Here is an 18,089-nt window from a genome sequence, read left to right on the forward strand (position 1 = left end):
GCCTCACTTGTAACGGATGCTGGGATTGATGACGCCATAGAGCACGTCGACAATCAGGTTGATCAAAATGAATTCCAGCGAGAACAGCAGCACAAGGCCCTGAATCACCGGATAGTCGCGTTGGGTCACGGCGTCAACCAGCAGGCGGCCAAGGCCGGGCCAGTTGAAGACGGTTTCCACCACGATCGAGCCGCCCAGCAAGAAGCCGAATTGCAGGCCCATCATGGTGACGACCGGAATCAGCGCATTGCGCAGCGCATGCTTGATGATGACGCGGCGCTCGGTCAGCCCCTTGGCGCGGGCGGTGCGCACGAAGTCTTCCTGGATGACTTCCACGAACGACGCCCGGGTAAAGCGCGCCATGACGGCGGCTACCGCGGCGCCCAGCGTGATGGACGGCAAGATGTAGTGTTGCCAGGTTGAGGCGCCCACGGTCGGCAGCCAACCCAGATTCACGGAAAACACCTGCATCAGCATCATGCCCAGCGCGAACGCGGGGAAAGAAATGCCTGACACCGCCAGTGTCATGCCAAGACGGTCGGGCCAGCGATTGCGCCAGACCGCCGAGACAATGCCGATGATCATGCCGAAGGTCACTGACCACGCCATGCTGGCGAGCGTCAGCCACAGCGTGGGCATGAAGCGGTCGGAAATTTCGGTCGAGACGGGGCGCTTGGTACGCAGCGAGGTACCCAGGTCGCCTTGCAGCATGTTGCTGAAGTAGCGCACGAACTGCTGCGGCAGAGGCAGATCCAGCCCAAGTTCCTTGCGCACGAGCTCAACGGTTTGCTGGTCGGCCTCCTGGCCCGCGGCCAGCCGCGCCGGGTCGCCCGGAAGCATGTGCACAAACAGGAACACGACCACGGCTACCAGCAGCAGCGTGGGGATCATGCCCAGAAGACGTTTGACGATGTAGGTCAGCATTGAAATTCCTGCAACATCGGCGGGGACACCGCGCCCCCGCCGAATGTGGCCTTACAAGGGCCCGAAGGCCCCGAGAGTGACTGCTAGGTTTACTGCTTCAGGTCGATGTCGCCGAACCAGAACGAGGTGTCCGGTTCCACGTACACGCCCGACAGGTTCTTCGACTTCACATACAGGTTGTTCTGGGTCACCAGGAAGGCCCACGGGGCGTCCTTCCAGATGGTTTCCTGAACGTTCTTGTAGATTTCCGTCTTCTTCGCGCGATCGGTCGTGGCCAGGGCTTCTTGAACGCCGGCGTCAACCGTCTTGTTCGAGTAGTACGACACGTTGTTCAGCACCGGCGGGAAAGCGGCGGTGGTCAGCAACGGACGCAGGCCCCAGTCGGCTTCACCGGTCGAGGACGACCAGCCGGCGTAGTACATGCGAACCTTGGCGTCTTCCGGCTTTTGCACTTGCTGCACACGCTGACCCGATTCCAGCACTTCAACCTGCACCTTGATGCCGACTTGCGCCAGTTGCTGCTGCAGGAACTGAACCACCTTCACCGAGGTGCCGTCGTTATAGGCGGACCACAGCGTGCTTTCGAAGCCGTTGGGGTAGCCGGCTTCGGCCAGCAGGGCCTTGGCCTTCTTCAGGTCATACGGCCACGGGCCGGTCTTGTGGGCAAAGTCCACGCCCTTGGGCACCACGCCGTCAACGACGGTGGCATAGCCCGAGAAAGCGACCTTGGCCAGGGCTTCCTTGTTGATGGCGTAGTTGATGGCTTCGCGCACCTTGACGTTGTCGAACGGCTTTTGCTGCGTGTTCATCGACAGGTAGCGGGCCATGATCGAGTTCTGGTGATCGACCACGTCCAGCTTGTCGTTCTTCTTCAGCACGGCGGCTTGTTCGAACGGCACCGGGAAAGCGAACTGCGCTTCGCCCGTCTGCACCACGGCGGCGCGGGTGTTGTTGTCGGTCACGGTACGGAAGGTCAGCGTGTCGACCTTCGGGTAGCCCTTCTTCCAGTAGCCGTCGAACTTCTTGACCTTCAGGTATTCAGCCGGCTTCCATTCGACGAATTCGAACGGGCCGGTGCCCACCGGGTGGAAACCGATTTCCTTGCCGTACTTGGCCAGGGCGGCCGGCGAGATCATCATGGCGGCCGGGTGGGCCAGCGCGTTGATGAAGGCCGAGAACGGCTTCTTCAACGTGATCTTGATGGTCATCGGGTCAACCACTTCGGTCTTGTCGATGACGCTGAACTGGATGTAGCGCGACAGGCGGTTGTCCGGATTGGCCGGACGATCGAAGTTGATCTTGACCGCTTCGGCGTTGAAGTCGGTGCCGTCGTGGAACTTCACGCCGGGACGCAGCTTGAACGTGTAGACCAGGCCGTCTTCGCTGACGCTGTAGTCGGTGGCCAGCACCTTCTGGATCTTCAGGTCTTTGTCGAACTCGAACAGGCCTTCGTAGTAGGCCTTGCCGGCAGCCTGGTTCAGGGTGCTGTTGGTGTTGTACGGATCAAGCGTTTCCAGTGCGATGGAGACGGCAAACGTCACGTCCTTGGACGCATGCGCCAACGGCGAAGTGAGCACGCCGAAGGCCACCGCGGCGGCGGCCATCAGCTTGGTGGGGCGCAAAACTTTCATCATTGCAACTCCTGGTTCCAAATTGGAATTAGGGGGTTTGGTGGAAGAAAAACGAGTACGACAACGGAATCAATACGCGCCGCCGACCGCATGGCGGGCAACGAAGTGATCGGTTCCAACCTGCACCAGCGGCTGCACCACGGGCTCGTCGCCGAGCTTGCGGATCGGGCTGGGAATTTCATCGGACAACAAGGTGCGCTTCAGGTGGCGGCGCGCCGGATCGGCGATCGGCACGGCCGACATCAGCTTCTTGGTGTACGGGTGCTGCGGGTTCTCGAAGATGGCGCGGCGCGGACCGATCTCGACGATCTGGCCCAGGTACATCACCGCCACGCGGTGGCTGACCCGTTCCACCACGGCCATGTCGTGCGAAATGAACAGGAACGAAATGCCCATGTCGCGTTGCAGGTCGATCAGCAGGTTCACGATCTGCGCCTGGATGGATACGTCCAGCGCCGACACGGATTCGTCCGCGATCACCACCTTGGGATTCAGGGCCAGCGCGCGCGCGATGCAGATGCGCTGGCGTTGGCCACCCGAAAATTCGTGCGGATAACGCTGCGCCATTTCAGGCGGCATGCCCACGCGCTCAAGCAGCTCAGCCACGCGGCGCTCGGCTTCCTTGCCCTTGGCCACGCCGTGCACCAGCAGCGGTTCCATGATGGAAAAGCCGACGGTCACACGCGGGTCCAGCGAGGCAAACGGGTCCTGGAACACGAACTGGATGTCGCGGCGCAGGGATTGCAATTCGTTGTTCTTCAGGCTGACGATGTCGCGGCCGCCGAACTTGATCTCGCCGCCCTGGCTTTCCACCAGGCGCAGCAGCGAACGGCCGGTGGTGGACTTGCCGCAGCCCGATTCCCCCACCAGCGACAGCGTTTCGCCGGGGTAGAGATCAAAGCTGACCTTCTCCACCGCATGCACGCGGCGTTGCACGCGGCTCAGGATGCCGCCGCGCAGGTCGAAGCGGGTCACCAGGTTGCGCACGGAAAGAATCGGCTCGCGCTTGGCGGCCGGCACTTCCTGCGTGCTGGCAATGCCGGGTTCCGCCACGGGCTGGACCTGGCCTTCCACTTGCAGCAAGGGGAAACGCGCGGGCAAGTCGGTGCCTTCCATCGCGCCCAGCTTCGGCACGGCGGACAGCAGCGCCTTGGTGTAGCTGTGGCGCGGCTCGGCGAACACCTGTTCCGACGGGCCTTCCTCGACCTTGTCGCCGCGATACATCACCAGCACACGGTCGGCCACTTCGGCCACCACACCCATGTCGTGGGTGATGAACACCACGCCCATATGCATTTCTTCCTGCAGCTGACGGATCAGTTGCAGGATCTGCGCTTGAATGGTGACGTCCAGCGCGGTGGTGGGTTCGTCGGCAATCAGCAGCGCGGGCTTGCAGGCCAGCGCCATGGCGATCATCACGCGCTGGCGCATGCCGCCCGACAGTTGATGCGGGTAGCGGTCCAGCACCGACTTGGCTTCCGGAATGCGCACCTGCTCCAGCATGCGCAGCGCTTCGGCGCGCGCGGCGGCGGCGTCCTTGCCCTGGTGCTGGCGGATCGATTCGGCAATCTGGTCGCCGGCGGTGAACACCGGGTTCAAGGACGTCATCGGCTCCTGGAAGATCATGGCCATGTCGGCGCCGCGCACATTGCGCATGACGCGCTGGCTGGATCCGGCCAAATCGACCACGGAGCCGTTACGCCGACGCAGCGCCATGCGGCCCTGGGCGATGCGGCCACCGCCATGTTCCACCAGACGCATCAGGGCCAGGGACGTCACCGACTTGCCCGAACCCGATTCGCCCACGATGGCCAGGGTTTCACCCCGGTCCACATGGAACGACAAGTTACGCACGGCTTCGACCGTGCGCTCCGAACCCACGAAGCGCACCGTCAGGTCGTCGACCTGGACCACGCGGTTTTCCGGCAGCGCCAGGCTGTTTGCGCGATCAACCATCTTTATTAATCCCCAAAATCAAAACAGAACCCGCCACGCTTATCGGTAGATAGCAGTGACCGGCTTTTCGCCAACGCGGGCGTAACCCCGATACATGCCTTCCGTGTTGAACGGCAAGGCCACATTGCCCTGGGCGTCAACGGCCACCAGGCCGCCCTTGCCGCCGATGGTGGGCAGTTTTTCCATTACGACGCGGTCCGCGGCTTCTTGCAGCGACGCCCCGCAATACTCCATCTGGGCCGCAACGTCATACGCGGCAACCATGCGGATGAACATCTCGCCGGTACCCGTGGTGGATACGGCGCAAGTCTTGTTGCTGGCGTAGGTGCCCGCGCCGATCATGGGCGCGTCGCCGACGCGGCCGACCTGCTTGTTGGTGATGCCGCCGGTTGACGTGGCCGCGGCCAGATTGCCCTCTGCATCCACGGCCACCGCGCCCACCGTGCCGAACTTCTTGTCGGCGTCCAGCGGGTCGGCCGGCGCGGGCTGGCCGCGCGCAACCATGGCTTGACCATCGTGGTCCAGCACGGCGGCGTCCGGCGTTTCGCGCTGCACACGCAGCAATTGTTCGCGGCGAGCCTCGGTCGAGAAGTACGACGGGTCAACGATTTCCAGGCCTTCGGCCTTGGCGAAGGCTTCGGCGCCCTCGCCCACGAAGAACACGTGCTTGCTGTTTTCCATGACACGGCGCGCCAAGAACACCGGGTTGCGCACGCAGTTCACGTTGGCGATGGCGCCCGAACGCAGCGTGGCGCCGTCCATGATGGAGGCGTCCAATTCATGCGTGGCCGCGCTGGTGAACACGGCGCCGTGGCCGGCGTTGAACAAGGGGCAGTCTTCCAGCAGGCGCACGGCTTCGGTCACGGCGTCCAGGGCGCTGCCGCCACGGGCCAGCACGGCCTGGCCGGCCGTCAGAATGGACTCCAGGGCGGCCAGGTATTCCTGTTCTTTCTCGGGCGACATGGCCGCGCGGGACATCGCGCCGGCGCCACCGTGAATGGCAATCACGGGTTGAATCATCGTTTACCTACTCCATGGATAAGCCACGGCATCACGGACTGGGTCACCCCAGCGGCTGCCGCAACGGAATTCTCGGCCCGATAGGCCACCGCGGCGGACAGGGCTTCGATCAAGCCCAGCGCGGCGGTTTCGGAATTTGGGATCAACTGGCGCGCCGAATACGCATACAACACCACGGACGCGGTGGGCGCCAGGGGCGACGTGGGCTTGTCGGTCAGCACCAGTACCGGCACGCCGGCTTGCTTGGCGGCGGCGGCCAGCGTCACGGTGTCGGCCAGATAGCGGGGGAAACCAATGGCAATGACCAGGTCCTTGGCGGTCATGCGCGACATCTGCCGCGCCGCGTGCGACACGCCGCCCGGCCCGGCCAGCGATTCGACGGAACGCAGGTGCATGCACAGGCCGCGCTGCAGCAGGCCGGCCAGGAAACCGCTGGCGCCGAAGCCGATGATGAAGACGCGCTCGGCGGCCAGGATGGATTGCACCGCCTGTTCACAGGCGCCCGAGTCCAGCGCCTGCAAATTGCGCTGGGCGTTGCGGATGTCTTCTTCAAGCGTGGCGGCAAAGATCTGCACGGCGCTGGCGGAATGCGCCAATTCGGTGCGCAGCTTTTCCACGGGTTCCAGCGCGGCTTCGAATCCGCGCGCCAGCTCGGCACGAAACTGCGGGTAGCCCGGCAAGTCCAGGGCACGCGCAAAGCGGTTCGCCGTCGCCACCGACACCCCGACCGCCACGGCGAATTCGTCGACGGTCATGGTGGCCACGCGGAACTGATGTGCCAGCACGTACTCGGCCATCTTGTGCTGAGTCCGGCTCAGCGCGGGCTGAGCCCGGGCGATCCGATCAGCGATCGACAGTACGGCCTTGTTCATCTTTTTGGGGTGCGTCTTAGCGGGTGTTGGTGTAAATCTGTTTACACGCAAATTTTAAATAAGAAAATTCCTTTTCATACTCAGGGTATACCCGTGAATTTATGTAACGGTGGACGAAAAGAAACGGGGCCGGTTTGAGGTACGCTATCGGCGCCTCTTTTTCTTCCCTTGGAATGCCGCAATGCCCGATTGGATCTGCAAGCCCCACCAGGAACTGACCGTTGCCGAGATCTACTCGATTCTCCAGCTACGCACGGAAGTGTTTGTCGTTGAGCAGGAATGCATCTTTCAGGACATCGACGGGAAGGATCTGGTCGGGCAGACCTCGCACTTGATGGCTTGGCAGGGAGATCAGTTGGCTGCGTATTGCCGCATTCTTGATCCGTCACTGAATAAGAACGGTGATATTGAGATTGGCCGGGTCATCAGCGCGCCCTGGACGCGCGGCCAGGGGCTGGGGCATGAGTTGATTCGCCATGCGATGGCGGAAGTGCGCCGGCGCTGGCCGGGTCGTGCGATGTACCTGGGGGCGCAGGCCCGGCTGCGGGCTTACTACGGCGGGCACGGGTTTGTGGAAGTGACCGAGGAATATATCGAGGACGGGATTCCGCACGTGGGGATGCGGTTGGGGTGACGCGGGGGCTGCTGCAGGGTGAAAAAAAACGTTCCCTTGGGAGCGTTTTGCAGGTACGCGCCCACTGGGAGCGCTTGTTGGTTTTTGCGGGGCTAGACGGGTTGCTTGTTGCGTTGCTTGATGGGTTGCGCGCGATCGGCACTTTTGTTTTTGCCTTGAGGTTCGCGCGCTTCACCCATCCTACAGGGCCGAAACGTCTAGCTTGGCCAGGGTTTTGGACTGGATTTCATCGACCGTAACGCCTGGCGCCGTTTCCAGCAGTTTCAGGCCATTTTCCGTGACTTCCATCACGCCCAGGTCGGTGATGATCAGGTCGACCACCCCTACGCCGGTCAGCGGCAGGTTGCATTCCGGCAGCAGCTTGATGTCTTCGGTGCCGTCCTTCTTCTTGGCCACGTGTTCCATCAGGACCACGACGCGGCCAACGCCGGCCACCAGGTCCATCGCGCCGCCCATGCCCTTGACCATTTTGCCGGGAATCATCCAGTTGGCCAGGTCGCCCTTTTCGGACACCTGCATCGCGCCCAGGATGGCCAGGTTGATCTTGCCGCCGCGGATCATTGCAAACGAATCGGCGGACGAGAAGATCGACGAGCCCGGCAGCGTCGTCACCGTCTGCTTGCCGGCGTTGATCAGGTCAGCGTCGACTTCGGCGTCGGTGGGAAACGGGCCGATGCCCAGCAGGCCGTTCTCGGATTGCAGCCACACCTCAACACCCTTGGGCACGTGGTTGGCCACCAGGGTCGGCAGGCCGATACCCAGGTTCACATAAAAACCGTCTTGCAGCTCGCGCGCGGCGCGCGCCGCCATTTCATCGCGGGACCATGCCATGTCGTCTTCTCCTTAGGCCGGGCGAGTGGTGCGTTGTTCGATGCGCTTTTCCGGCGTCGTGTTCAGCACGATCCGTTGCACATAGATGCCGGGCAGGTGGATCTGATCGGGATCCAGGCTGCCGGTGTCAACGATCTGTTCAACCTCAACCACCGTGAACTTGCCGGCCATGGCGACGTTCGGGTTGAAGTTGCGGGCCGTCTTGCGGAACACCAGGTTGCCGCTGCGGTCGGCGATGTGCGCCTTGACCAGCGACACGTCCGGCGTCAGCGAACGTTCCATCACGTATTGCTGGCCGTCGAACTCGCGGATTTCCTTGCCGTCGGCCACGATGGTGCCCACGCCGGTGCGGGTGAAAAAGGCGGGAATGCCCGCGCCGCCGGCGCGCAGCTTCTCGGCCAGCGTGCCCTGCGGGGTGAACTCAAGCTCGAGTTCGCCCGACAGGTACTGGCGTTCGAATTCCTTGTTTTCGCCCACGTAGGACGCGATCATCTTGCGTACCTGGCGCGTGTTCAGCAGTTGGCCCAAGCCAAAGCCGTCGACGCCCGCATTGTTGCTGACGCAGGTCAGGTCCTTCACGCCTGAATCCCGCAGCGCGGCGATCAGGGCCTCGGGAATACCGCAAAGGCCGAAACCGCCCACGGCGATCATCTGACCGTCCTTGACGATGCCTGCCAGCGCCTCCTGGGCGCTTGCAAAAACCTTGTCCATCGCTCCAACTCCTAGTTAAGGTCTAACCGAAGAGAGCCCGCCCCGCCGCTTGCGCGGTGTGTCCCATGGGGGAACAAGAAAATCGGGGTGAGCCTTGTTTTTCCTTGGAGCGCGGCTGCCGGCGTCGGCCCCAGACGGCATCGCTACACTGCCCGATGTCTCTGGGTCGCGGCGCCGAGGGTGGCGCGCCCCTTTAGTTCTCGTGATTTTGCGCTTGATTTTAACGGCATGACGGGCGATTCCGCGCCCCTAATCTCAAGCGGCCGCCTGAAATTGCGTGGCCATCTGCGCCAGCACTTCGGGCGGCCACGGTGCGGACGTATTGGCCACGTAGTCCATCCAGACTAGCACGTTGCGCCCGCGCGCATAGGGGCCGGCGTCGTCGCCGACCTTCTCCAGCAAGAGCTCGAATTCGGCGCTGGAACGGCCGATGCGCGTGACCTTGTGGATGACCCGGACCGTGGCTGGGTACGTCAGCGGGCGCAGAAAATCGCAGGAGGCGTGGGCCAGGATGGCGCCGTTGTCGGCGGGCAGCTCGAAGCCCGCGTCATACAGGATCTGCATGCGGGCCTCTTCCATGAGGCGGAAATACAGCGTGTTGTTCAGATGATTCAAGGCGTCTGAGTCGCCCCAACGCAAAGGCAATTCCACCTGATGGGTATCGCCCACCGCCAGAATCCGCGCAGACAGATTGTCCGGGTTCACCAATTACTCCTGAAGGCTAAAAGAAATACGAAGGCGTACACGGCCTCCGCCTGCAATACAATCGCCGATAATACTTCCAGCCAAATATGGAATACATACGGGGAGCTTTGCAAATGTCTGAACGCGAGTCGATGGAATATGACGTGGTCGTGGTTGGCGGTGGACCCGCCGGCTTGGCCACCGCAATCCGTCTAAAGCAGCTGGCCGCTGAAAAGAATCAGGAAATCGGCGTATGCGTCCTGGAGAAAGGCGCGGAACTGGGTGCACACATCCTGTCCGGCGCCGTCATGGACCCGCTGGCGCTGACCGAACTTATCCCCGATTGGAAAGAAAAAGGCGCACCGCTGACCGTGCCGGTCACGCAGGACAAGTTCATGTTCCTGTCCCAGACCGGCGCGCGCACCACGCCAAACTGGATGCTGCCGCCCTGTTTCCACAACGAGGGCAACTACATCGTCCGCCTGGGCGACGTCGTCAAATGGATGGGCGAGCAAGCCGAGGCGCTGGGCGTGGACATCTTCCCCGGCTTTGCCGCGGTTGAAGTGCTGTACGACGAAAACGGCGCCGTGCGCGGCGTGGCCACCGGCGACATGGGCGTGGCCCGCGACGGTTCGCACACCGACCACTACCAGCCCGGCATGGAACTGCATGCCCGCTACACCGTGTTCGGCGAAGGCTCGCGCGGCCAACTGGGCCGCCAACTGATCGAACGCTTCAAGCTGGACGACGGCCGCAACCCGCAGTCCTACGGCATCGGCATCAAGGAAATGTGGGAAGTCGACCCGGCGCAATCCAAGCCCGGTCTCGTCATCCACACGGCCGGCTGGCCGCTGGATTCCGACACCTACGGCGGTTCGTTCCTGTACCACCTGGACAACAACCTGGTGGCCGTGGGCATGATCGTCGGCCTGGATTACGCCAACCCCTGGCTGTCGCCGTTCGACGAATTCCAACGCTACAAGACGCACCCCGCCATCCGCGGCACGTTCGAAGGCGGCAAGCGCATTGCCTACGGCGCGCGCGCCATCACGGCGGGCGGCCTGATGTCCTTGCCCAAGCTGACGTTCCCGGGCGGCGTGCTGGTCGGCTGCGAAGCCGGCTTCCTGAATGCGTCCCGCATCAAGGGCAGCCATGCCGCCATCAAGTCGGGCAAGATGGCCGCCGAAGCCGCGTTCGACGCCCTGCTGGCCGACCGCCGCCAGGACGAACTGGCCGCGTATCCGAAGGCTTTCGAAAGTTCGTGGCTGCACGCGGAATTGAACAAGGCGCGCAACTTCAAGCAGTGGTTCAAGAAGGGCCGCACCATCGCCACGTTGATGACGGGCGTGGAGCAACTGCTGCTCAAGGGCAAGATGCCCTGGACCCTGCGCCACAACAAGCCCGACCACGCCTGTCTGCAACCGGCGTCCGAATGCGCGCGCATCGACTACCCGAAGCCCGATGGCAAGCTCACCTTCGACAAGCTCAGCTCGGTGTTCATTTCGAACACCAACCACGAAGAGAACGAGCCCATCCACCTGACCTTGAAGGACCCGTCCGTGCCGGTGCAGGTGAACCTGGCCAAGTACGGCGGCCCGGAATCGCGTTACTGCCCGGCCGGCGTGTACGAGTTCATCAAGGACGACCACGGCGAGGACCGCTTGCAAATCAACGCGCAAAACTGCGTGCACTGCAAGACTTGCGACATTAAAGACCCCACCCAGAACATCGTCTGGGTCGCCCCGCAAGGCGGCGAAGGGCCGGTCTACAGCGGCATGTAAATCCCGACCAGGGTTGTTGGATACCCTGCCTCAAGGCGCCTTCCGGGGCGCCTTTTTCACGAACCAAGGCGGCATCATGACTGAACGCGTACTTCTCATTGGCTGTGGCGACCTTGGCCAGCGCGTGGCCCGGCGCTTCCTGGCGCGTGGCGACCAGGTGACCGCGCTGCGCCGCCACCCGCCCGCCGACGACAGCGGCATTCAATGGCTGCAAGGCGACATCACTCGCGCGGACACCCTGCCCGCGCTGCCCGAAGGCGTCACGCGGCTGATCCATCTGCCCGCCCCCGGTGGGCGCGACCCGGCCTTGTATCGCGGCGTCTTCATCGATGGCTTGCAGAACGTACTGAACGTGTTGGATACGTTGCAGTTGAAGCGCGTGGTGTTAGTGTCATCCAGCGCCGTGTATGGCGAACACCATGGCGACTGGGTCACCGAAGATACGCCGCCCGCGCCACAAGGCTTCAACGGCCAGATTCTGCTTGAAGCAGAAGCCGCGCTGGCCGCGCGCGGTCTGTCGTCTACCGCGCTGCGGTTGGCCGGACTGTACGGACCCGGCCGACTGCAATTGATCGAGCGCCTGCGCAGCGGCGCGGCAGGCGCGCCGACGCAGCCTGAACATTGGGCCAACCGTATCCACATCGACGACGCGGCAGCCGCCGTGGTGCACCTGGCGCTGTTGCCCAAGGTTGAACCGGTTTATATCGGGTGCGACGACACACCGCTGCCGCTGCGCACGCTCTACGCCGAGCTCGCTGCCATGATTGGCGCGCCCGCGCCGCGTGTCGCCCCTGCCCCGGCGAATGTGGGCAGCAAGAAGCTCAGTAACGGGCGGCTGCGCGCCAGCGGCCTCACGCTGCAATGGCCGGATTCACGCCAGGGTTACGCGGCGCTGCTGGCGGACGCTGGCGCCCGCCTGCCCGGCACGTCGCGGGCATAGTTCGGCCGGCATCGAATCGTTGCATGCCCGGGAGGCAGATACTGGCAGCCGGATCTCCTACCGGCCACGCCATGCTTCCCGCCCATCCCCTGCTTGCCGTCACGCACGACGACCCCTACCCCTACTACGCCGCGCTAGCGCGCGAGAAGCCCCTGTACCGAGAGGACGCGCCAGGCCTTTGAGTCGCCTGCCACCCTGACACGATCACGGCCGTGGTGCGCAATCCAGCTGCGCGCGTCCGTCCGCCATCGGAACCTGTGCCGCGCGCCCTGCACGCCGATAGCGCTGCGCAGATTGCCGCGTTCCTGTCCGCCCTGCCCACCACCGCCAATGTGGACCAGAGAGCCGCCGGACATGCCGCTGCCGACGCGCTGCAACGCCGCCTGGAATCCTTCCTGCTTGCCGCCGACGCCGACGCGATCGTCGACCACGTCATCCGCCACGATCCGCCCCTGCACAACACGCGGCGGTTCCTGGCATCCCGTTTCCGGTACCGACCGCTGCCCAATGCACGCGTGCCGCAGTTTGCGTTTTCAAAGGAACCCAACCCATGATTGCCGTGATATTCGAAGTCGAACCCGCCAATGGCAACCCCGGTCCTTATCTGCACATTGCCGCCGGCTTGATCGACGAGCTCAAGACCATAGATGGCTTCATCTCGGTGGAGCGCTTTCAAAGCCTGAGCACGCCGGGCAAACTGCTGTCCCTGTCGTTCTGGCGCGATGAAGACGCCGTGAAGAGCTGGCGCTCGCTGGAGTCGCATCGCCGCGCCCAGGAAGCGGGACGCGGCGGTGTATTCCAGAACTATCGGCTGCGCGTAGCGCACGTGCTGCGCGACTATGGCATGAACGCGCGCGACGAAGCGCCCGCCGACAGCCGCAGCCGGCACGGCTGACGCGTCAGGCGGCTACCGTTTCGGCCAACGCCAAGCCGGCTGCCAGCGCAACGCGATGCGTGGCGCCGGATGCCGGCACTGCCGTCATGGCGGGTGCGGCCACGTCCGCGCCGAGGGACGGATCAAAGTAGTCCGCATCGGGGCGGCGCGTGCCGGCAGGCAGGTCGCGCACTTGCACACGGAATCCTTCCGCCGCACTGCCGCGCAATTCGGGCACGGCCTGCAATAGCCGGCGCGTGTACGGATGCGTCGGATGATCGAACACCTCGTCGCGCGATCCTTCTTCGACGATATGCCCGCGCAGCATCACGACCACGCGGTCGGCGATCTGCTCGACCACGCCCAGGTCATGGGAAATCAGCAGACACGCAAAGCCATAGGAACGCTGCAAGGACATCAGCGTTTCCAGAACCTGCTTCTGCACGGTCACGTCCAGCGCCGACACGGGTTCATCCGCGATGATCACTTCTGGCCGCATCACCAGCGCCCGCGCAATGGCGACGCGCTGGCGTTGCCCGCCCGACAACTCATGCGCATAGCGCTCGGCATAGCCGTCGCCCAACCCCACATCGTGCAACGCCTGATCCACGCGCTGTTGCCGCGCATCTGGCGTGATGCCCGCTTCCAATCTCAGCCCCTCGCCCACCAGCGCGCCGATGGTCATGCGGGGATCGAGCGACGAATACGGATCCTGAAACACCATCTGAATGCGGCGGCGCGCCGTGCGCCAGATGCCGCCCTCGCCACCCGGCGGCAACGCTTGCCCATCCAGCGCAATGCGCCCCTGCGCCTGCGGCACCAGGCCCAGTATCGACATCATGACGGTCGTCTTGCCGCTGCCCGATTCGCCAACAATGGCCAACGTTTCGCCCGGAGCCACCTGGAAGCTCGCCTGATGCACCGCGCGCACGAAACGCTTGCGGCGCCAGCCACCGCGCACGGCGTAGTCGATGGCCAGTTGGTCCACCTGCAAGATCGGCGCACCCGTGACGGGCGCGCGCGCCGGACCGCGCTTTGGCAGCGCATCCAGCAGGCTCAAGGTGTACGGGTCCGCCGGACGCGACAGCACTTGCGACACATCGCCCATTTCCACCGCACGGCCTCGGCACATCACCAGCACGCGCTGCGTGTACGCGGCCACCAGCGCCAGGTTGTGGCTGATGAAGATCAGCGCCGTGCCTTGCTCGCGCGTCAGCTCGACCATCAGGTCCAGCACTTCCTTTTGCACGACGCAGTCCAGCGCGGTGGTGGGTTCATCGGCGATCAGCAGGCGTGGCTTGAGCAGCATGACGCCCGCCAGCAGGATGCGTTGCCGCATGCCGCCCGAGAACTCGTGGGGATACCGCTTCATGCAATCGCGCGCATCGCGCACCCGTACGCGTTCAAGCATCTGAACGGCCGCATCCCACGCCGCGCTGCGCGTCATGCTCCGGCGCAGGACCAGCGCTTCGATCAGCTGTTCGCCCACGCGGAATGCGGGGTTCAAGGACACCATGGGCTCCTGGAACACCATGCCGATACCGGTGCCACGCGTGGTCTGCCAATCGCCCGCACTTTGCGGCAGCACGTCGCGGCCGTCGAACAATGCCCGCCCGTTAGTGATGCGCGCGGCATCCGGCAACAGGCCCAACAACGCCTTGCCGATCAACGTTTTTCCGCTGCCGGATTCGCCCACGATGGACAGCGATTCGCCGGCCTGAAGATCGAAGGACACGCGGTTCACCACCGGTGCGTTATCGCGCTTGCCGGGAAAGCGGATTTCCAGATCGCGCACCGACAACAGGGGCGCGGCGCCGGCCGGGGAATGATCAGGCGCGTTCATGCCATCACCCCTCGCATGCGCGGATCCAGGCGGTCGCGCACTGCATCGCCCAACAGATTGATGCCCAGCAGGCTTAGCGAAATCATCGTGCCCGGAAACAACGCCAGCCAGATCGCCTGGTCCATGGCGTTGCGGCTTTCGGACAGCATGCCGCCCCACGTCGCTAACGGTGGCGGCACGCCCAACCCCAGGAAGGACAAGGCGCTTTCAGCCAGCAACGCCGACCCGAAGATGGACGTTGCGAAGATCAGCAGCGGCGCCAAGCAGTTGGGCAGCACGTGGCGGAACACCGTCCACAAACCGCCATGCCCGGAGGCGCGCGAGGCAATGACGAAGTCCCGCTGCCGCAGCGACAGCGCCGCGCCGCGCGCAATGCGCGAGACGGATGGCGAATACGCCAGGCCCAGCGCAAGTACCACGCCCCACTTGGATGGGCCCAGCACCGTCATGATGCCCAGCGCCAGCAATAACCCGGGAAACGCCATCATGGAATCGACCAGCACGCTGATGCCCCGATCCACCCAGCCGCCCGCATAACCCGCCGCCACGCCGATGGTTGTGCCCAGCGCCAACGCCAGCAGCACCGAGAACACGCTGACCGCCACGCTGACGCCCGCGCCCGCCATCAGGCGCGACAAGACGTCGCGGCCGAACTCATCGGTGCCCAGCCAATATTCGGCCGACGGCGGCGAAAAGCGCGCCAGCAGATCGCCTTCCAGCGGATCGTGCGGCGTATACACCAACCCCACCAGCGCCATCAGCACCACGCCCGCCACCAGGGCGCCGCCCACGACGGCATTGGTATGTTTGAAACCCGCTTTGAAACCCGTCATGACGTTCCTATTGAAGCTTCACGCGCGGATCGAACAGCGGATACAGCAGATCCACCACCAGATTGACCGCCACGTACAACAACGCAATAAACAGCAGGCAGCCCTGCACCACCGGATAGTCCCGCGCATAGATGCTTTCCACCAGCAGCCGGCCGATGCCCGGCAAGGTGAAGACGGTTTCTATCACCGCAGCGCCCGACAGCAGATGACCCAGCATCAGGCCGATGACCGTGAGCGTGGGACCGAAGGAATTGGGCAACACGTGCCGCAGCATCACGCGCTTTTCAGGCAGGCCCTTGGCGCGCGCGTGCGCCACGTACTCCAGCCGCAGCGTTTCGATGGTGCTGGCGCGCATCATCCGCGTGATCGCGGCGATCTCGGTCAACACGATCGCGCATACCGGCAGCACCAGATACTTCAACGCGCCCACACCGCCTTGCGCCATCGACTCGAAGCCATACACGGGCAACCAGTTCAGCTTCACCCCAAACAGCCAGATCAGCAGGATGCCGACCCAGAAGCTGGGCATGGACACAAACAAAATCGAGGTGGACACGATGGCCGTATCCGCGCGCCGGTTTTGTCGCCACGCCGCGATCATGCCGGCGGGAATGGCCACCAGGCAGGCCAGCAACGTTGCCGTCAACACTACCTGCGCCGTTACCGCGAAATGCGTCAGGACCAGATGCATGACGGGTTCGCGGCGCGCGATGGACATGCCCAGGTCGCCATGCAGCGCATTGCCGACCCAGATCAGGAACTGTTCGCCCACAGGGCGATCCAGGCCCAGTGCGTGGCGCATTTCGGCCAGCAGCGCGGGGTTGTCGATGTCGCCCAGCATCAGCGATGCGGGGTCGCCGGGAATGGCGCGGATCATGCCAAAGACCAGCACCGTCACCACGATGATCGTAGGCACCGCCGCCGCGATGCGCTTGGTTAGATAGCCCAGCACGGCGCCTCAGTTCTTGGTGACGTTGAAGAAACGCGGCTTGCGCAGCGGCCAGCCGGTAAAGCCATGAAGCCGGCTCGATACGACGACGTAGCCGGGCTTGTTGTAGTACATCAGCAGCGGCGTATCGCGCAGCATCAGCGCGTGCAGCTTGTCGAACGCCTGCTTGCGCGGAGCCGTGTCCGACTGGGCCTCGATGCCTTCAAGAATGGCCGCGGCCTCAGGGCTTTCCCATTGCGCCATAGGTGTCTTGGACTTGTCGCCGACCACGTCGCGATACATCAGCGCGGGCTCGGTGCGCGCCGAATACGCAAAAGCCATCAACTGAAACTTGCCTTCGCGAAAGTTCGTGACCTGCGTGCCCCATTCCAGCATGTCCAGCTCGGTCTTGATGCCGGCCTTGTTCAGCAACTGCTGGGTGACCACCGCCACGCGGTACAGGTAGGGATAGCGCTTGTTGGCCTGCAACTTCAGCGTTTCGCCACGGTAATTGGCGGCCTGCAACAGGCGCTTGACCTCGTTCAGGTTCTTTTCGTAACCCGCCTTGTCGGCCTCGGAGTAGTACACGCTTGCCGTCGGCACCAGCGACGGGTTGTACGCCGCCTGACCGTTGTTCAACGCGCGGGCGATGGCGGAGAAGTCCAGCGCCAGCGCGATGGCGCGGCGCATGTTCACGTCGGACAGAAGCGGCGCGCGCGTCTGCATCAACAGGTTGACGGTGTCCAGCCCTTGCTCGGTGATGATGGACCAGCGCGGATCCTTCGCCGGCAGGTTGTCTTCGTCGGCGTTGTAGGCATCGACCTGGCCGGCCATCAGCGCGGCCTTTTGCGCGGCGGCGTCCGGAATCACCACAAAGCGCACGTTGGCCGACGCCACCTTCTTGCCGGCCATGCCGCTGGCCGCTTCGCTACGCGGCGCATAGCCGGCATACGGCGTCAGCAGCACGTATTGTTCCTTCTTCCATTCGGCCAGCACGTACGGGCCGGTGCCGACGGGCTTGATCCACTTGCCGTCGGTGTCGACGCTTTTCGGGCTGAGCACCGGCATCGGACATTGCACGCTGGCCATCTGGTCCAGGAACAACGCATAGGGCGCATCCAGCGTGAACACCACGGTGACAGGGTCCGGCGTTTGCACGTCGACCACCTTGGCGCCCTTGCTGCCGTCGTAAAGATTCTTGCAGGCGTATTCGGACTGCGCGCCGGTCAGGTAGCCGTACGTCCATTTGACGTCGCTTGACGTCATCGGCGAGCCATCGTGGAAAGTCACGCCCTGGCGCAGCTTGAAAGTGTAGCTGCGCTTGTCGTCGGACAGCGTCCAGCTGTCGGCCAGCATCGGGCCCACGCTCATGTCCGCGCGCAGCGCGACCAGCGATTCGACCACGTGAGCCAGCACGTTGTCGGTAGACGTGTTGCGCGAGCGGCCGCCGGGCATGGACGTGGGCGTGCCCGAGCCTTCGGCGTAGCGGATCTCGGGCAGCGGCGATGGCACCGGAGTTTGGGTTTGGGTCAGCCCCGGCAGGCCCGTCAAGGCGCCGGCCAGAGCGGCGGATAACAGCAGCGCGCGCTTGCCGCGCAAGACTTTCGACGTCATGGAATGGTCTCCT

17 protein-coding genes are annotated in these 18,089 nt (G+C 63.9%); 5 read left to right on the forward strand and 12 right to left on the reverse strand.

The window, feature by feature from the left end; all coding sequences use genetic code 11:
• Nucleotides 1-3 precede the first annotated feature (3 nt).
• From gsiC to CVS48_RS28060, 5 genes are all read right to left on the reverse strand, one after another.
• Complete coding sequence (gene gsiC, locus CVS48_RS28040; protein ID WP_100857281.1) at nt 4-924, reverse strand: glutathione ABC transporter permease GsiC; 921 nt, start codon at nt 922-924, stop codon at nt 4-6.
• An 89-nt stretch (nt 925-1,013) separates the two neighbouring features.
• Nucleotides 1,014-2,558, reverse strand: a complete 1,545-nt coding sequence (gene gsiB / locus CVS48_RS28045; RefSeq protein WP_100857282.1) for a glutathione ABC transporter substrate-binding protein GsiB — start codon at nt 2,556-2,558, stop codon at nt 1,014-1,016.
• A 66-nt stretch (nt 2,559-2,624) separates the two neighbouring features.
• Nucleotides 2,625-4,511 (reverse strand): dipeptide ABC transporter ATP-binding protein, encoded by a 1,887-nt coding sequence (locus CVS48_RS28050; protein WP_100857283.1) that lies wholly within the window; start codon nt 4,509-4,511, stop codon nt 2,625-2,627.
• 39 nt (nt 4,512-4,550) lie between these two features.
• Nucleotides 4,551-5,531 carry an isoaspartyl peptidase/L-asparaginase family protein gene (locus CVS48_RS28055; protein WP_100857284.1) on the reverse strand — a complete coding sequence of 327 codons (981 nt, stop codon included), beginning with the start codon at nt 5,529-5,531 and terminating at the stop codon, nt 4,551-4,553.
• Nucleotides 5,528-6,403, reverse strand: a complete 876-nt coding sequence (locus CVS48_RS28060; RefSeq protein WP_100857285.1) for a MurR/RpiR family transcriptional regulator — start codon at nt 6,401-6,403, stop codon at nt 5,528-5,530. The genes CVS48_RS28055 and CVS48_RS28060 overlap by 4 nt, the downstream gene beginning before the upstream one ends.
• Nucleotides 6,404-6,584: 181 nt before the next feature.
• Here CVS48_RS28060 and CVS48_RS28065 point away from each other — a divergent pair, with 181 nt between their 5' ends.
• Complete coding sequence (locus CVS48_RS28065; RefSeq protein ID WP_100857286.1) at nt 6,585-7,037, forward strand: GNAT family N-acetyltransferase; 453 nt, start codon at nt 6,585-6,587, stop codon at nt 7,035-7,037.
• Nucleotides 7,038-7,217: 180 nt separating this feature from the next.
• On the opposite strand, the gene CVS48_RS28070 is transcribed toward CVS48_RS28065, so the two are convergent.
• The 3 genes from CVS48_RS28070 to CVS48_RS28080 all read right to left on the reverse strand — a co-directional run bounded on the left by CVS48_RS28070 (nt 7,218) and on the right by CVS48_RS28080 (nt 9,284).
• A complete protein-coding gene (locus CVS48_RS28070; protein WP_050447667.1) occupies nt 7,218-7,868 on the reverse strand; it encodes a CoA transferase subunit B in 651 nt (216 codons plus the stop codon).
• A 12-nt stretch (nt 7,869-7,880) separates the two neighbouring features.
• Nucleotides 7,881-8,579, reverse strand: coding sequence for a CoA transferase subunit A (locus CVS48_RS28075; protein ID WP_100857287.1), 699 nt, complete (start codon nt 8,577-8,579; stop codon nt 7,881-7,883).
• A gap of 255 nt (nt 8,580-8,834) precedes the next feature.
• Entirely contained in the window at nt 8,835-9,284 is a 450-nt protein-coding gene (locus CVS48_RS28080) for an acyl-CoA thioesterase (RefSeq protein WP_167401066.1), read from the reverse strand.
• A 113-nt stretch (nt 9,285-9,397) separates the two neighbouring features.
• Here CVS48_RS28080 and CVS48_RS28085 point away from each other — a divergent pair, with 113 nt between their 5' ends.
• From CVS48_RS28085 to CVS48_RS28100, 4 genes are all read left to right on the forward strand, one after another.
• Nucleotides 9,398-11,044, forward strand: coding sequence for an electron transfer flavoprotein-ubiquinone oxidoreductase (locus CVS48_RS28085; protein ID WP_167401067.1), 1,647 nt, complete (start codon nt 9,398-9,400; stop codon nt 11,042-11,044).
• Nucleotides 11,045-11,120: 76 nt separating this feature from the next.
• Nucleotides 11,121-11,984 (forward strand): NAD-dependent epimerase/dehydratase family protein, encoded by an 864-nt coding sequence (locus CVS48_RS28090; RefSeq protein WP_100857893.1) that lies wholly within the window; start codon nt 11,121-11,123, stop codon nt 11,982-11,984.
• Between the two features lie 257 nt (nt 11,985-12,241).
• Entirely contained in the window at nt 12,242-12,538 is a 297-nt protein-coding gene (locus tag CVS48_RS29740; protein ID WP_242001140.1) for a hypothetical protein, read from the forward strand.
• Entirely contained in the window at nt 12,535-12,879 is a 345-nt protein-coding gene (locus CVS48_RS28100) for an antibiotic biosynthesis monooxygenase family protein (protein ID WP_100857289.1), read from the forward strand. Before CVS48_RS29740 ends, CVS48_RS28100 begins: the two co-directional genes overlap by 4 nt.
• A gap of 4 nt (nt 12,880-12,883) precedes the next feature.
• Here CVS48_RS28100 and CVS48_RS28105 read toward each other — a convergent pair whose 3' ends face one another.
• Genes CVS48_RS28105 through CVS48_RS28120 form a run of 4 tightly spaced genes read right to left on the reverse strand, consistent with a single transcriptional unit; the run spans nt 12,884 to nt 18,076 of the window.
• Entirely contained in the window at nt 12,884-14,701 is a 1,818-nt protein-coding gene (locus CVS48_RS28105) for a dipeptide ABC transporter ATP-binding protein (RefSeq protein WP_100857290.1), read from the reverse strand.
• On the reverse strand, nt 14,698-15,534 hold the full coding sequence (locus tag CVS48_RS28110; RefSeq protein ID WP_100857291.1) for an ABC transporter permease: 837 nt from the start codon (nt 15,532-15,534) through the stop codon (nt 14,698-14,700). Before CVS48_RS28110 ends, CVS48_RS28105 begins: the two co-directional genes overlap by 4 nt.
• A 7-nt stretch (nt 15,535-15,541) precedes the next feature.
• Entirely contained in the window at nt 15,542-16,486 is a 945-nt protein-coding gene (locus CVS48_RS28115) for an ABC transporter permease (protein WP_100857292.1), read from the reverse strand.
• A 6-nt stretch (nt 16,487-16,492) separates the two neighbouring features.
• Nucleotides 16,493-18,076 (reverse strand): ABC transporter substrate-binding protein, encoded by a 1,584-nt coding sequence (locus CVS48_RS28120; RefSeq protein ID WP_100857293.1) that lies wholly within the window; start codon nt 18,074-18,076, stop codon nt 16,493-16,495.
• Nucleotides 18,077-18,089: the final 13 nt, after the last annotated feature.

Origin of the sequence: Achromobacter spanius (assembly GCF_002812705.1) — a bacterium.
Lineage (GTDB): Bacteria > Pseudomonadota > Gammaproteobacteria > Burkholderiales > Burkholderiaceae_B > Achromobacter > Achromobacter spanius.